The 14,832-nt window shown below is 63.6% G+C and carries 15 protein-coding genes; 14 read left to right on the top strand and 1 reads right to left on the bottom strand.

Going from position 1 to position 14,832, the window contains the following annotated elements; genetic code table 11:
- The first annotated feature begins 38 nt into the window (after positions 1-38).
- From thrB to CXX84_RS00725, 6 genes are all read left to right on the top strand, one after another.
- Positions 39-977, top strand: a complete 939-nt coding sequence (thrB, locus tag CXX84_RS00750; RefSeq protein ID WP_189337481.1) for a homoserine kinase — start codon at positions 39-41, stop codon at positions 975-977.
- Between the two features lie 296 nt (positions 978-1,273).
- Positions 1,274-3,451, top strand: a complete 2,178-nt coding sequence (gene rho / locus CXX84_RS00745; protein ID WP_102974826.1) for a transcription termination factor Rho — start codon at positions 1,274-1,276, stop codon at positions 3,449-3,451.
- Positions 3,452-3,682: 231 nt separating this feature from the next.
- A complete protein-coding gene (gene prfA / locus CXX84_RS00740) occupies positions 3,683-4,756 on the top strand; it encodes a peptide chain release factor 1 (protein WP_102974825.1) in 1,074 nt (357 codons plus the stop codon).
- 23 nt (positions 4,757-4,779) lie between these two features.
- Positions 4,780-5,667: a peptide chain release factor N(5)-glutamine methyltransferase gene (gene prmC / locus CXX84_RS00735; RefSeq protein WP_102974824.1), complete on the top strand. Its 888-nt coding sequence runs from the start codon at positions 4,780-4,782 to the stop codon at positions 5,665-5,667.
- Positions 5,664-6,518, top strand: coding sequence for an L-threonylcarbamoyladenylate synthase (locus CXX84_RS00730; RefSeq protein WP_102974823.1), 855 nt, complete (start codon positions 5,664-5,666; stop codon positions 6,516-6,518). The genes prmC and CXX84_RS00730 overlap by 4 nt, the downstream gene beginning before the upstream one ends.
- Positions 6,518-7,276: a WecB/TagA/CpsF family glycosyltransferase gene (locus tag CXX84_RS00725; RefSeq protein ID WP_102974822.1), complete on the top strand. Its 759-nt coding sequence runs from the start codon at positions 6,518-6,520 to the stop codon at positions 7,274-7,276. Before CXX84_RS00730 ends, CXX84_RS00725 begins: the two co-directional genes overlap by 1 nt.
- On the opposite strand, the gene CXX84_RS00720 is transcribed toward CXX84_RS00725, so the two are convergent.
- Positions 7,273-8,169: a glycosyltransferase gene (locus CXX84_RS00720; protein WP_102974821.1), complete on the bottom strand. Its 897-nt coding sequence runs from the start codon at positions 8,167-8,169 to the stop codon at positions 7,273-7,275. The two genes, CXX84_RS00725 and CXX84_RS00720, sit on opposite strands and share 4 nt — an antisense overlap.
- A gap of 286 nt (positions 8,170-8,455) precedes the next feature.
- Here CXX84_RS00720 and CXX84_RS00715 point away from each other — a divergent pair, with 286 nt between their 5' ends.
- The 8 genes from CXX84_RS00715 to atpA all read left to right on the top strand — a co-directional run bounded on the left by CXX84_RS00715 (position 8,456) and on the right by atpA (position 14,824).
- Positions 8,456-9,568 carry an MraY family glycosyltransferase gene (locus tag CXX84_RS00715; protein WP_102974820.1) on the top strand — a complete coding sequence of 371 codons (1,113 nt, stop codon included), beginning with the start codon at positions 8,456-8,458 and terminating at the stop codon, positions 9,566-9,568.
- A gap of 107 nt (positions 9,569-9,675) precedes the next feature.
- Positions 9,676-10,158: a hypothetical protein gene (locus tag CXX84_RS00710; RefSeq protein ID WP_102974819.1), complete on the top strand. Its 483-nt coding sequence runs from the start codon at positions 9,676-9,678 to the stop codon at positions 10,156-10,158.
- Complete coding sequence (locus CXX84_RS00705; protein ID WP_102974818.1) at positions 10,151-10,489, top strand: hypothetical protein; 339 nt, start codon at positions 10,151-10,153, stop codon at positions 10,487-10,489. The genes CXX84_RS00710 and CXX84_RS00705 overlap by 8 nt, the downstream gene beginning before the upstream one ends.
- A gap of 81 nt (positions 10,490-10,570) precedes the next feature.
- Complete coding sequence (gene atpB / locus CXX84_RS00700) at positions 10,571-11,371, top strand: F0F1 ATP synthase subunit A (protein WP_102974817.1); 801 nt, start codon at positions 10,571-10,573, stop codon at positions 11,369-11,371.
- An 80-nt stretch (positions 11,372-11,451) separates the two neighbouring features.
- Positions 11,452-11,670: an ATP synthase F0 subunit C gene (atpE, locus tag CXX84_RS00695; protein WP_011775261.1), complete on the top strand. Its 219-nt coding sequence runs from the start codon at positions 11,452-11,454 to the stop codon at positions 11,668-11,670.
- A gap of 54 nt (positions 11,671-11,724) precedes the next feature.
- Positions 11,725-12,276, top strand: a complete 552-nt coding sequence (locus CXX84_RS00690; RefSeq protein ID WP_102974816.1) for a F0F1 ATP synthase subunit B — start codon at positions 11,725-11,727, stop codon at positions 12,274-12,276.
- Positions 12,276-13,103 carry a F0F1 ATP synthase subunit delta gene (locus CXX84_RS00685; protein WP_102974815.1) on the top strand — a complete coding sequence of 276 codons (828 nt, stop codon included), beginning with the start codon at positions 12,276-12,278 and terminating at the stop codon, positions 13,101-13,103. Before CXX84_RS00690 ends, CXX84_RS00685 begins: the two co-directional genes overlap by 1 nt.
- 83 nt (positions 13,104-13,186) lie before the next feature.
- A complete protein-coding gene (atpA, locus tag CXX84_RS00680; RefSeq protein WP_102974814.1) occupies positions 13,187-14,824 on the top strand; it encodes a F0F1 ATP synthase subunit alpha in 1,638 nt (545 codons plus the stop codon).
- The last annotated feature ends 8 nt before the right edge of the window (positions 14,825-14,832 follow it).

Genomic DNA, 14,832 nt, shown 5'->3' with positions numbered 1-14,832 from the left:
CCTTGGACACCACCTCGCAGGCCGCCGTCGGACTGCACATGATCGAGGCCGGGCAACGCGTCACCGTCAGGGTGCCGGCAACGTCCGCCAACCTTGGGCCCGGCTACGACAGCCTGGGCCTGGCGCTCGGGCTGCATGACACCCTGACGGTAGAGAGCCTGGAAACGGACGAACTGCTGTTCGAGCTTCGCGGCGAAGGTGCAGAAACCTTGCCGCGGGACTCGAGCCACCTGGTCATCAGGGCCATGGAAGCAGCCTTCGACCGGCTTGGATTCCGCCACGGCGGCCTGAAGGTGACTGCGGACAACGTCAACCCCCACGGACGCGGCCTCGGTTCGTCCGCCTCCGCGGTGGTGGCCGCAGTCTCGGCGGCGAATGCCCTGGTACCGGCGGAAAGCCGCATGGGACAGGACTGGATCCTGCAGCTCACCAGTGAACTCGAGGGTCATCCGGACAACGTCGCACCCGCTATTTTCGGTGGACTGTCGCTGTCCTGGCAGGACAGCGACCGCTACAGCAGCACCAGCGCAAGCGTCACCGGCTCAGTGATCCCTGTCGTGGCAGTTCCGGATTTTGAATTGTCCACGGAAGCGGCCCGTGCCCTGCTGCCGGCGTCCGTTGGCCACCATGCGGCCGCGATGAACGCCGGCCGCGCGGCACTGTTGATCCACGCCCTGACGCACAACCCCGAATTCCTGCTGCCCGCCACCGAAGACTACCTGCACCAGAGCTACCGCGCCGAGGCCATGCGTCCCAGCGCAGCGCTGATCGCGGCACTCCGTGCGGCCGGACATGCTGCCGTCGTGTCAGGCGCCGGACCTACTGTGCTGGTGCTGGCCAACGGCGAGGCTGAAGCGGCCGCCGTCGTTGGTTTCATCGAGGAGTTCACGGCACGCAACACGCCGGACATCGGGTGGCGTGTTCTGAAGCTGGCAGTGGACGTTGAAGGTGCTAAGGTGGAGTTGCACCGGCGGTAATTCCGCCTATCTGATCTGCTCTTGCACTTAGTTGCCGCTTGGTCTCTTACTGCGCAATCTATTCCGGTGCCACCCGCTTGGTCTGTCGCAGGAATCTGCAGCACTTAAACTGCCCCTGGAACGTCAGTCCGGCGTCCCGCCGTGGGCGGAGCGCAAGGTGAATTAGTATCCGGCCCTGCTGGCCGATATCCAACCGGCAAGGCCGAGCAATCCGGCTGCAGATCTGAACTGCAGCCCAGATCAAATCATCGCGTCCAGCTCCCAGTCTGGACGCCGTCGAGGGGGAAGGATCCTTCGTGACCGAAACCACTGAGCTGTCGCCAGCTGTGGAACTATCATCTTCTGCTGCCGAATCACCGGCAGCACCCGCCAAGAGCAGCGGCCTTGCCGGCCTCAAGCTCGCCCAGCTGCAGGCCCTTGCCAGCCAGCTCGGCATTTCCGGCGGTTCCCGGATGCGTAAGGGGGACCTGGTTTCAGCCATTTCCGCCCACCGCGCCGGCACCCCCATCGCCAAGGCTCCGGTTAGGACAGCCGGAAAGGCCGTCGACAACACTGCAACAGCAGCGGTTGCCCCGGTTGTTCCTGCTCCTTCAGCTGCAGAAACAGCGGAAGCTCCCGCGGAGGGAACTCGGGCACGTGGCCGTGGCCGCAGCCGCCGTGCCGTCAGCGACGGAGTGGTGGCACCGGCCGCCGCCGAGCAGGCACCCGCTGAAGCCGGCACCGCTGCTCCGGTTGAGGCTCCGGCCGCCGCCGAGGCTCCCGAAGCGACCGAAGGTGCCACTGAACGGCGCCAGCCGCGCACCCGCAACCGCCGTCGCGGTGAAGCAGCTGCTGCACCGCAGGCTGCCGAGACCGTCGAAGCTCCCGCTGAGCAGGCCGACGCGGAACAGCAGAGCACTGAACAGCGCACCGGTGAGCAGCGCACGTCAGAGCAGCGCACCGAAGCTCCCGCTGAAGCCGGCGAGGCCGGGCAGCGCAGCGACCGCCGTGAAAGTGGACGCAGCCGCGGCCGTGACAACGCAGGCCGTGACAACGCCCGCGATAATGCTGACAGTGGCCGGGACAACGCGGGCAGCCGTGACGCCGGCCAGCGTGAAGGCACCCGCCGCGATGACAACCGCGACGAAGATGCCGACGGCGGCAGCCGCAGGAACCGGCGCAACCGCCGCGACCGGAATGACCGCAACGACCGTTCCGGCGGTCAGGACCGGGACAACAACTCCCGGAACGACCGCTTCCGCGACCGCAACGACCGCCGCCGCGGCCGTGCCCAGGGACCGGACGTCGACGACGTAGAAGTCACCGAGGACGACGTCCTGCTGCCGGTTGCCGGCATCCTGGACGTCCTGGAGAACTACGCATTCATCCGCACGTCCGGCTACCTCCCGGGCCCGAACGACGTTTACGTGTCCCTCGCCCAGGTCAAGAAGTACAACCTCCGCAAGGGTGACGCCGTCGTCGGCGCCATCCGCGCTCCGCGTGATGGCGAAGACCGCAGCCAGCAGTCCGCCCGCCAGAAGTTCAACGCCCTGGTCCGCGTCACCTCGGTCAACGGCAAGACCGCCGAAGAGCTCAAGGACCGCGTCGAATTCGCCAAGCTGGTACCGCTGTACCCGTCGGAGCGTCTGCGCCTCGAGACCGACCCCAAGAAGATCGGCCCCCGCGTCATCGACCTGGTTGCGCCGATCGGCAAGGGCCAGCGCGGCCTGATCGTCTCCCCGCCGAAGGCCGGAAAGACGCTCATCCTGCAGTCCATCGCCAACGCGATCACCACCAACAACCCTGAGGTCCACCTCATGATGGTGCTGGTTGACGAACGCCCCGAAGAAGTGACGGACATGCAGCGGACCGTCAAGGGTGAGGTCATCGCCTCCACCTTCGACCGTCCCGCTGACGACCACACCACCGTGGCCGAACTCTCCATCGAACGCGCCAAGCGGCTCGTGGAAATGGGCATGGACGTGGTGGTCCTGCTGGACTCCATGACCCGCCTGGGCCGCGCCTACAACCTGGCAGCGCCGGCCTCCGGCCGCATCCTGTCCGGTGGTGTGGACTCCGCAGCGCTGTACCCGCCCAAGCGTTTCTTCGGCGCCGCCCGCAACATCGAAAACGGCGGCTCGCTCACCATCCTGGCCACGGCCCTGGTGGAGACCGGTTCCAAGATGGACGAAGTCATCTTCGAGGAATTCAAGGGCACCGGCAACATGGAGCTCCGTCTGTCCCGCCAGCTGGCTGACAAGCGCATCTTCCCGGCCGTGGATGTCAACGCATCCGGCACCCGCCGCGAGGAGAACCTGCTCTCGCCCGAGGAAGTCAAGATCATGTGGAAGCTGCGCCGCGTCCTCTCCGGACTCGAGACCCAGCAGAGCCTTGAACTGCTGACCAACAAGATCCGGGAAACCCAGAGCAACGTCGAGTTCCTCATGCAGGTTCAGAAGACGACGCTTGGCGCGAAGTCGGATAACGACAAATAAGGCTTCGGTGAGCGGCTGATCTGCTGCCCCCGGTGCTGACGCCGCACGGATTTTTCCGCCCCCGCCCCTACGCTGGGAGGCTGACGATCTTCGATCGTTAGCCTCCCAGCTCCGGCAGGCCCGATGCCACTCCCGGGGCGGAAAAATCCGTGCGGCTTCGTCGTTAAGTCACCAGCCGCGGTCCCGTCTTTGTTTGTTACTAGACTTGTACAAGTCGAAAGAGGTTTATAGATGTTTGAGTCCGTACAGGGCCTGCTTGATGAGCATGATGCTATCCAGGCGCAGTTGGGGGATCCTGCTGTTTATGCTGACCAGCGGCTTGCCCGGAAACTGGGGCGGCGTTCGGCTCAGCTCAATGGCATTGTTGAGGCCTACCACAAGTGGGAAGGCATCCGGGATGACCTTGCTGCTGCCAAGGAGATGGCTGACGAGGATCCGGAGTTTGCTGCTGAGGTGCCTGAGCTGGAGGCTGCCCTTGAGGTAGCGGCTGCCAAGCTTCGGCGCCTGCTCATACCGCGCGATCCTGACGACGCCCGCAACGTGATCCTTGAGGTCAAGGGCGGCGAAGGCGGCGACGAGGCTGCCCTGTTTGCTGCCGACCTGCTGCGGATGTACACCCGCTACGCGGAATCGCGCGGCTGGAAGACCGAAATCATCTCCGCCACTGAATCTGACCTTGGCGGCTACAAGGACGTCCAGGTTGCCGTCAAGGGGAGCTCGAACGATCCCGCCGAGGGCGTTTTTGCGCGGCTCAAGTTCGAAGGTGGCGTGCACCGTGTCCAGCGGGTTCCCGTCACGGAATCGCAGGGCCGCATCCACACCTCTGCGGCCGGTGTGCTGGTCCTACCTGAAGTGGATGAGCCTGAAGAGCTCGAAATCAACCAGAACGACCTCAAGATCGACGTCTACCGGTCCTCCGGCCCCGGCGGCCAGTCCGTGAACACCACCGACTCCGCCGTGCGTATCACCCACCTTCCCACCGGCATCGTGGTGGCCATGCAGAACGAGAAATCGCAGCTGCAGAACCGCGAAGCAGGCATGCGCGTACTCCGCGCCCGCATCCTGGCGCACCAGCAGGAGCAGATCGACGCCGAGAACTCGGCCCAGCGGAAATCGCAGATCCGCACCATGGACCGTTCCGAGCGCATCCGGACCTACAACTATCCGGAGAACCGCATCGCGGACCACCGCACCGGGTACAAGGCCTACAACCTGGACCAGGTAATGAACGGCGACCTCGAACCGGTCATCCAGTCCGCCATCGAGATGGACGAACAGGCGCGCCTGGACGCCATTGGCGACTAATCCCGACCGGGGACGTTCCAGACATGACACTCGAGCCAGGCCAGTCGCTCGCGGATGCCGTCAGCGCGGCGACCGCCATTCTTCGTGATGCCGGCGTCCCCAGTCCGCGCGTCGACGCCGAACTGCTTGCCGACCACCTGCTGAACGTCGGACTCGGCCGTTTGCGCGCCATGATGCTCGGTGACACTCCTGCGCCGGAGGGCTATGAGGCGCTGGTCGCAGAGCGCGCCGGCCGGGTTCCGCTGCAGCACATCACGGGCGTGGCGCATTTCCGCTATCTCACCCTGGCTGTGGGCCCTGGCGTTTTTATACCACGCCCCGAGACCGAATCCGTGGCGCAACTGGTCATCGACCACGTCAAGGACATGCCCCGCCCGCGGATCGTTGACCTCGGGACCGGGTCCGGGGCCATCGCAGGCTCCATTGCCCACGAGGTGCCCGGAGCTGAAGTGCACGCAGTGGAGTTCAGCCCCTTCGCCCATGCCTGGGCCGAAAAGAACCTCGCCCCGTTGGGCGTCCGCCTTTTCCTAGGGGACCTGCGGGACGCGCTGCCCGAGCTTAACGCGACCTTCGACGTCGTGGTGTCCAACCCGCCGTACATTCCCGCCGAAGCCATCCCCAACGAGCCGGAAGTCGCCCTGCACGACCCGCCGGAGGCGCTGTACGGCGGTGGAGCGGACGGCATGGAACTTCCGACGGCGGCCGCGGCCTCCGCAGCACGGCTGCTTCGACCCGGCGGCTACTTCGTGATGGAACATGCGGAAGTCCAGGCGCAATGGATTTCAGCCATGCTGGCCAGGACAGGCACCTGGACCGGCATCACAACGCACCTGGACCTCAACGGCAAGGAGCGTGCAACCAGCGCCCTGCTCGCAGATCCGGACCGACGGAATGAAAGGATAGGCGAGTGACCACAACCTATAACTGCACCAATGACGACGAGCGTGCCAAGGGACTCGAGCACGCACAGCGCGCCATCAGCGAGAAAAAGTGCGTGGTCTTTCCCACGGACACGGTCTACGGGATCGCCGCCGACGCGTTCTCCCCCCACGCAGTAACCATGCTCCTGGCTTCCAAGGGACGCAGCCGCACTATGCCGCCGCCCGTACTCATCCCGCGGATCAACGCCCTTGACGGCCTCGCCACTGACGTATCCGCTGACGCCCGCAGGCTGGCGGAAGCGTTCTGGCCCGGCGGCCTGACTCTGATCCTCCACGCGCAGCCGTCGCTGGACTGGGATCTCGGCGAGACCAAGGGCACGGTGGCCCTCCGCATGCCGGACGACGACATCGCCCAGGAACTGCTGACTCTCACGGGACCGTTGGCGGTTTCCTCGGCCAACCGCACCGGCCAGGCACCCGGACAGACGGCCGCAGCGGCGCGGGAACAGCTGGCGGATTCTGTCGAGGTCTACCTCGAAGGAGGCGCGCGGCCGCTGGAAGGCGAAACCGCCGTCCCCTCAACGATTGTCGACGCCACTGGCCCCCGCCTCCGGGTGGTACGCAACGGTGCCGTGAGCCTGGACCAGCTCCGCCAACATGTGCCGGGTGTTCTGGGACTCGGCGAGATCCCCATGGCGGAAGAGGATCCGACGGACGAAGCACCGGCAGAAGCAGCTCCGGCCGCGGAGGCCGCTGCCGTCACGGGTCCGGCAGCCGAGGAGGCAGCCGCACCCTCCGTTACGCCGTCTGCGTCAGGATCCTCCGCGGTTGATCCCGCAGCCGCTGCGACGCCGGCGCCGATGCGGGACTCTGAATCTTGATGGCCCTGGACCGCCAGCGGATCCCCGTGCTGGAGGTCGATGCCACGCCGCTTCGGGTTCCGGACCTTGTGGCGGAACTCAGCCGCTTTGTCGAGGAAGGTTCCACCCGGACTGTCCTGGGCCACAACCTGCACAGTGTCACGCTGACGCTCTCCGACGAGGGTTTCCGCAGCCTTTACCAGCGCAGCGATGTGGTCCTGCTGGACGGTGCTCCCGTGCTCTGGCTGTGGGGGAGGACCGGCAGGGCTGAAGGGCCGGTCATGGACTACCGGCTGGGTACTACCGACTGGCTTCCGGCCCTGGGCCAGGTACAGGGACTGGAGCGGATTGCCGTGCTGGGCGCTGGTGCGGAGGCCAATGCCGAAGCTGTCAGGAAACTGGAGTCAATAGTTCCCGGCGCCCAAGTGGCGGGAATGCCCGGTGAGGGCTGGAACAACGACCTCGAAGACCAGGCAGTGGCGTGGCTTCACCGCCAGCAGCCGCAGCTTGTCCTGGTGGGGTTGGGCATGCCGTTGCAGGAGAAAGTCCTGGAGCGGCGGCTTGGCGATATGCCGCCCGCAATTTACTGCGCAGTGGGTGGAGCAATTGAACAGCTTGCCGGCTTCCAGAAACTCGCCCCCCGCTGGCTGGGCAGGATGGGATTGGAATGGGCCTGGCGGCTGCTGCTGCATCCGCGCCGTGTCGCCTACCGCGTTCTGGGGGAACCCTGGGTCCTGTTGTGGCTCCTGGCCGGCCGCCGGCTTAGGCGCAGTTCCTAGAACTTCTGGTCTTCCAAAGGCGCGAAGCCCTTCCCGCGGAGGCCGGCGGTGAAGGACCGGGCCCAGTCCAGGAACCCGGGAAGGTCCCGCCGCCGGGCGAAGTAGCCCAGGTACCCGCCGACGTCGGCTACGAGGGACTTCACCCGGAAATACCTGCGGATCAGGTAGCCGCGGTTCCGGTAATAGTAATAGCGCTTGAACGCCGATTCCGGGACGATCACGTGCCAGCCTGCGCCAAACACGTGCTGGGTTTCCGAAAATGCATGCGGATGCGTGATCGCGGTGGTGGTCACGGTGCCAAACCTGATCCCTGCCTTGCGCAGCCGAATGGTGAAGTCCACCTCGTCGCCGCGGATAAACAGCCGCATGTCCGGCAGGCCCACTTTGAAGAAAACGTCGGAACGGATCAGCGCGCCATTGAAGAAGTGGCCGTCGTGGGGAAGGAAGCCGAGCTTTTCCACCTCGGCCCGGCTGTGCGTGACCTTGCCGTCCAGGCGGAAAAAGAAGGAAAGCCGGTCGGGCTGGCCCGGCGCTGTCACCAAGGGGACCACCGCCTCGAGGTCGCGTGCCTCAGCCTCCCGCAGCAGCGTGGCAAGACATTCCGGATCGGCCGGCACGGCGTCGTCGTCCATCATCCAGATCCACGTGGCACCGCTGGCGACGGCCTTAAGCGCCGCCAGGGCGAACCCGCCCGCACCGCCGAGGTTCGCCTCCGAACGGATGTAGTCGACGTTCGGATGCTTTTCTGCCACATCAAGGGCAGCGGTTTTGCCGCTGTCCACAAGGCAGATGGTGTCCACCTGCGCCGTTTGGGAGTTGATGGAAGCCAGCAGGACGCCGAGGTCTTCCGGCCGGTCGAAGGTCACGGCCGCAACGGCTATGCGGGGGGTCATGGGGGTCCTTTCAGCATGGCTGACAGGGAGGTCCCCGCTCGCACTGCGCCCGTGTGGCGCGAAGCCATGAAGCTGTTGGCGCTAGTATCTTTGACTAGAGTCCACTGTAATACAGCCCTGTAAGGCACTGCGTCCAAGAGAAAACGTACTGTCTGCTGCGCGCTCGGCGACGGAGAAGTTTCATTTATCAAAGAACAGATTCCCGGCCAGTGAGCCCCTCAATGTTGGACCGTCCCACATCAGGGTTGCCAGGCGTCAGTGTCCCGCCTGAAAAGGTTTCCGCCCCATGATCATGTACCTGCTGATGGGCCTCACGGCTGCCGTCGTGTCCTATGCGGCAACCTGGGGCGCCCGGATTATCGGTCACCGGCTCGAGCTGCACCTGCCCATCCGCAGCCGCGACATGCACTCCATTCCTGTCTCGCGGCTTGGCGGTGTGGCAATCTTTTTTGGCGTGATGGTGGCGCTCATCGTGGCGAGCCAATCCTTCTTTGTCAAGGACATCTACCGGAACAACTTTTCGCCGTGGGGCGTCCTCGCGGGCGCTGCTGTCATCGTCCTGGTGGGGGTCGCCGATGACCTGTTGGACATCCGCTGGTGGGTGAAGCTGATCGGCCAGAGTATTGCAGGCCTGACCGTTGCCATCTGGGGCGTCCAGATGACAGTCGTTCCCTGGGTCCCTGAACCCTTCTACCTTGAGAACGAAACGGTGAGGGTGCTGTTAACGGCCGGTCTGATCGTCACCACGATGAACGCCTTTAACTTCATTGACGGGTTGGACGGCCTTGCTGCCGGAGTTGCCATCATTGGCGGCACCGCCTTCTTCTTCACCGCTTACTGGGTGCACCGCAATGCCGTCCTGCTGGACTATTCGGACCTGGCGACCCTTATCACGGCGGTTCTGGTGGGTAGTTGCCTCGGGTTCCTGCCGCATAACTGGTTTCCGTCCAAAATCTTCATGGGCGATTCCGGCGCCATGCTCATTGGGCTGCTGATGGCCTCCGCCGGTGTTGTGTCCACGGGACAGATCACGTCCGGCCTGTATGACCGGGTCAACGGTATTTCCACGGTGATTCCCATCCTGCTTCCATTCGCTGTCCTCTTCCTGCCGCTGCTGGACCTCGGACTGGCGGTGGTGCGCCGGACCGCCCGCGGCCGCTCGCCCTGGTCCGCGGACCGTGGCCACCTGCACCACAAGCTGCTCGACATCGGCTACTCGCACCGCACAGCAGTCATCCTGATGTACCTCTGGACCGGCATCCTTTCCTTCGGCGGACTGGCCTTCGCCATCTTCCCGTGGCAGATCGTGCTGTCCGCAGACCTCTTTGCCACGCTGGTCATGGGGCTCATCACTGCCTGGCCGTACCTTGCCCGCCGGGGAGTAGAGATCCGGGCGTAACACCCGCGCAGAAATATTTCTATCTCGTGTAGAATTTAGGGGCAGCCAAAGCTGCCCCTCCACACAGCCCGCGGTGTTAAGCCCTGGGTGCCGACGATTGGGATCGAATGACCTCCAACGCCGAGTCCGGACCCGCGTCCGGCAACGGACGCGTTGGCGCATCCGGCCCCACGCGGTCCGTCTGGCTTCATCTGCTCAAGATCAGTTCGGCTGCGGCGGCCGGGGGAACAGTGCTGTGCGCCGGTGCGGCCCTGCTTCTCGATGATGTGGCGGCGGCCGTTTCCAGCACTTCAGGTGCGCTGCTGGTGATGCTGTTCTTCGGAATCAGCCTCCTCGTAGGACACTTTGTGGGCCGCAACAATCCCTCCGGGGCCATCGGCATGTTCGTGGCAACCTACGTCGTCAAGGTGGTCGGCTTCGCCGTCGTTATGTTCCTGGTCGGCGCTCCGCAGTGGTTGCATGCGCGCTGGTTTGTTGCCGGCGCAGTGACCGCCGTAGTGCTGTGGCAAGCTGCAGAAATCTTCGGTTTCAGCAAAGTGCGCCTTCAGATCTACAACGATCCAGAAAACAAGGAAAACCCCGATGCGTGATCCGAAGAAGCCCACCTCAGGCCGCGACGGCGATGGCGGATCGAACGGTTCTGCCCCCGGTGTATCAAGAGACGGAACCAGCGGCGGATACAACGCCGGCATGGCCGTATTCAGCTACATCATTGGCGGAATCATCGTCTGGAGTTTGATAGGGTGGGGACTGGATTACGTGTGGGGAACGCGCTGGATTGTGCTCGCAGGCGCTCTGCTTGGAGCCGTCGGAGGTTTTTACCTTTCCCACATGCATGGCCTTACGAGTTCTCGACAAAATGCTGGGGAGCGCCATGCTTCCAGCGGGCCGTCCCAGGACGGCGACACTAATGCCAAATAATTTCACAGGGGGAACAGCAGGCCTTCAGGCTGCCGGTCCCCGCCCAACGCCCAATGATGGACACTGCAGAGAGGAAACGCGTTGATCGCGCTTGCGCTCCCGGCCCAAGATTCAGGAGAGTTTACTCCTCCTGGTATTAACGAAATGCATTTGCCGGCAATCCTGCCGTGGGGTGCCGCAGAAGGATTCTCCAAGCAGATGCTGCTGGTCCTCCTCTCTGTCGTCTTTATCGCCGCCTTCTTCGTGCTCGCCGCACGCAAGCAGCAGCTGGTACCCGGTAAGCTCCAGTTCGCCGGCGAGGCCGCCTATGGCTTCGTCCGCAACGGAATCGCCAAGGACATCATCGGCGGCAGGGACTTCATCAAGTACGTCCCGCTGCTGTTCAGCCTCTTCTTCTTCATCCTGGTGAACAACATCTACGGGGCCATCCCGTTCTTCCAGCTCCCCACCTTCTCGCATGTGGGCGGCGCGTATGTGCTGGCAGGCATCGTCTACTTCACCTGGATCGCCATCGGCGTCAAGAAGAACGGCCTCCGCTACTTCAAGCTCGCCACTGTGCCGTCGGGTGTTCCCTGGTACATCCTGCCGATCGTCATACCGATCGAGATCATTTCCAACTTCATTGTCCGCCCGGTCACGCACAGCCTCCGTCTGTTCGCCACCATGCTGGCAGGACACCTCATCGTGATGATCGCCGGCTACGGCATTGAGTTCCTCATCATGCAGGAGAACATCCTGCTCAAGGGAACCTCTCTGCTGGTCCTTGCAGGCGCCATCGCCATGTACATGCTTGAAGCCCTGATCATGGTCCTGCAGGCTTACGTCTTTACCCTGCTGACCGCGATCTACATTGAAGGCGCAATCCACGCCGACAGCCACTAGGCACCCTTAAGCTTCCCCTCGCGGGGATGATAGCAACCCAAACAACCTGCCACATGGGTGGCATCTTGAAAGGAAGAAAAATGGAAGGCACCATTAACGGCTCCCTCAACCTCATCGGCTACGGTCTCTCGGCCATCGGCGGTGGTATCGGTGTGGGTCTCGTATTCGCTGCTTACATCAACGGCGTCGCACGCCAGCCGGAAGCACAGCGCGTGCTGCAGCCGATCGCATTCCTCGGCCTTGCGCTGACTGAAGCCCTCGCCATCCTGGGTCTCGTCTTCGCCTTCGTTCTTAGCTAGTCCTTTCGGAACTTAGCGAACATTCAGAACCGAGTAGAAAAGGACGGGTGAAATATGAATCAGCTGATCATCTCAGCCGCCACTGAGGGCGAAGTCAACCCCCTGGTTCCCAATGTCTGGGAAATGGGCGTTGTCCTCGTGGGCTTTGCCATCCTCATGTTCATCGTGGTCAAGTTCGTTGTCCCGATGTTCGAGAAGACCTTCGCTGAGCGCGCCGAGGCTATCGAAGGCGGCATTGCAAAGGCTGAAAAGGCCCAGGCTGAGGCGTCTGCTGCACTCGAAGAGTACAAGCAGCAGCTGACCGACGCCCGCGCCGAAGCCAACCGCATCCGTGAGGAAGCCCGCGCCGAAGGTGCGCAGATCCTCGCGGATCTGAAGGAAAAGGCTGGTGCAGAGTCTGCCCGTATCACGGCGCAGGCACACGCACAGATCGAATCCGAGCGTCAGGCGGCCGTTGTGTCCCTGCGCTCTGAGGTCGGCACCCTGGCCACCACCCTTGCCGGCCGCATCGTTGGCGAATCGCTCAACGACGATGAGCGCGCAGCACGGGTCGTGGACCGCTTCCTGGCAGATCTGGAGACCCAGAACGCAGGTGCAGCTAAATAATGGCAGGCGTATCGAGCGAATCGCTGGCAACAGCCCTGGCAGAGTTGGAAGCAAAGCTTCCGACCGCGTCGCTGCAGCTGGCAAAGGAACTCTTCGGAATTCTGGGAATGGTGGACAGCTCGGCTGGCTTGCGCCGCGCCCTGACTGACCCGTCCCGCAACGGTGACGAAAAGTCGGCGCTGGTCAAGCAGCTGGTTGGCGGAAAAGTCTCCGCTGATGCTGCAGAGATCGCAGGCGGACTGGCCAGCTCACGCTGGGCAACTGCCCGTGATATCGGCGATGCACTCGAGACTCTTGCCGCAACGGTGGTCATTTCCGTTGCTGAAAACAAGTCGGCCGTTTCTGCCTCCGGAATCACTGGCCTGGAAGAGCTGGAGAACGATTTGTTCTCCTTCAACCAGGCTGTTGCCTCCAGCCATGAGGTACAACGTGCTCTGTCCGAACCACAGGCCGGCGCTGCAGCCAAGATCGCATTGGCTGAAAGGCTGGTTCCCGCCGCAAGTGAGGAAGCAAAAGTCCTCATTCGGCAAGCCGTCACCCAGCCCCGCGGCATCAAGCCCACCCGGCTGGTGCAGCGGTTCGCTGAGCTGGCGGCCAAGCGGCAGCAGCGCTGGATTGCAACGGTCAGTGTGACCCGTCCCCTGACGCAGACGCAGCTTGAACGCCTCCAGGCGGGCTTGAATGCACTGTACGGACGGGAATTGAAGGTCAACGTTAATGTTGACCCGGCACTCATTGGCGGCATCCGGGTCCAGGTCGGTGACGAAGTGCTCGACGCTTCGGTCCTCACCAGGCTGGGCCAATTGCAGCGCCAGCTGGCCGGCTAGCCGGACAAGCACAACCAAACTGATAGAAACCCCGGTCATCGTGAACAACGGTGATCACAAAAACAGGAGAGCAGGGACTGCAGATGGCCGAATTGACCATCAACGCCGACGACGTCCGTAATGCGCTGAACGAGTTCGCGGCGTCCTACGAACCCGGAAACGCAGAGCGCGTAGAGGTCGGCCGCGTAACCACCGCTAGTGACGGCATCGCCCGTGTTGAGGGCCTTCCCTCGGTCATGGCGAACGAGCTGCTTCGCTTCGAGGACGGCACGCTGGGCCTGGCCCAGAACCTCGACGTCCGCGAGATCGGCGTCATCATCCTCGGTGACTTCACCGGAATCGAAGAAGGCCAGGAAGTCCACCGCACCGGACAGGTTCTGTCCGTTCCCGTGGGCGATGCCTTCCTCGGCCGCGTAGTTGACCCGCTGGGCGTTCCCATTGATGACCTCGGCGAGATCAAGGCCGAGACCACCCGCGCGCTGGAGCTCCAGGCTCCCGGCGTGACCCAGCGCAAGTCGGTGCACGAACCGATGCAGACCGGACTCAAGGCCATCGACGCCATGATCCCGATCGGCCGCGGCCAGCGCCAGCTCATCATTGGCGACCGCCAGACCGGCAAGTCCGCCATTGCTATCGACACCATCATCAACCAGAAGGCCAACTGGGCTTCCGGCGATGTCACCAAGCAGGTCCGCTGCATCTACGTGGCAATCGGGCAGAAGGCGTCCACCATTGCCGCCATCCGCCAGACCCTCGAGGATAACGGCGCGCTGGAGTACACCACCATCGTGGCGTCTCCGGCTTCTGACCCCGCAGGCTTCAAGTACCTGGCACCGTACGCCGGTTCGGCCATCGGCCAGCACTGGATGTACGGCGGCAAGCACGTCCTCATCGTGTTTGATGACCTGTCCAAGCAGGCTGAGGCCTACCGTGCAGTGTCGCTGCTGCTCCGCCGTCCGCCGGGACGCGAAGCCTACCCGGGCGATGTGTTCTACCTGCACTCCCGCCTGCTGGAGCGTTGTGCAAAGCTCTCTGACGAGCTGGGCGCGGGTTCCATGACCGGCCTGCCGCTGATCGAGACGAAGGCGAATGACGTGTCCGCCTACATCCCGACCAACGTCATCTCCATCACCGATGGCCAGATCTTCCTCCAGTCGGACCTCTTCAACGCCAACCAGCGCCCCGCTGTTGACGTGGGTGTCTCCGTCTCCCGCGTGGGCGGCGCCGCACAGGTGAAGTCCATGAAGAAGGTCTCCGGCACGTTGAAGCTGGACCTTGCCCAGTACCGCGACATGCAGGCATTCGCCATGTTCGCCTCGGACCTGGACGCGGCATCGCGCCAGCAGCTGACCCGTGGCGCCCGCCTGATGGAACTGCTCAAGCAGGGCCAGTACTCGCCGTTCCCGGTCGAGAACCAGGTTGTCTCCATCTGGGCCGGCACCAACGGCTACCTGGACGACGTTCCGGTTGAGGACATCAGCCGCTTCGAGTCCGAGTTCCTGGAGCACCTGACGCACAAGTCCTCGATCCTGACGACGCTGGCTCAAACCAACGTCCTGGACGATGACACCGCAGCGGCCCTGAAGTCGGCCATTGTCGACTTCAAGAAGGGCTTCTTCGGTGAGGGTGACAACCACCTGGTGGGTGCGGGGCATGAGGAGTATGCCGCCATCGACGAGGGCCAGGTTGACCAGGAAAAGATCGTCAAGCAGAAGCGCTAGTTCCACTG

The organism is Arthrobacter sp. AFG7.2 (genome assembly GCF_002892835.1).
GTDB lineage: Bacteria > Actinomycetota > Actinomycetes > Actinomycetales > Micrococcaceae > Arthrobacter.
Note: the sequence above shows the minus strand (reverse complement) of the source record. Positions and strands in the feature narration are given on the sequence as shown.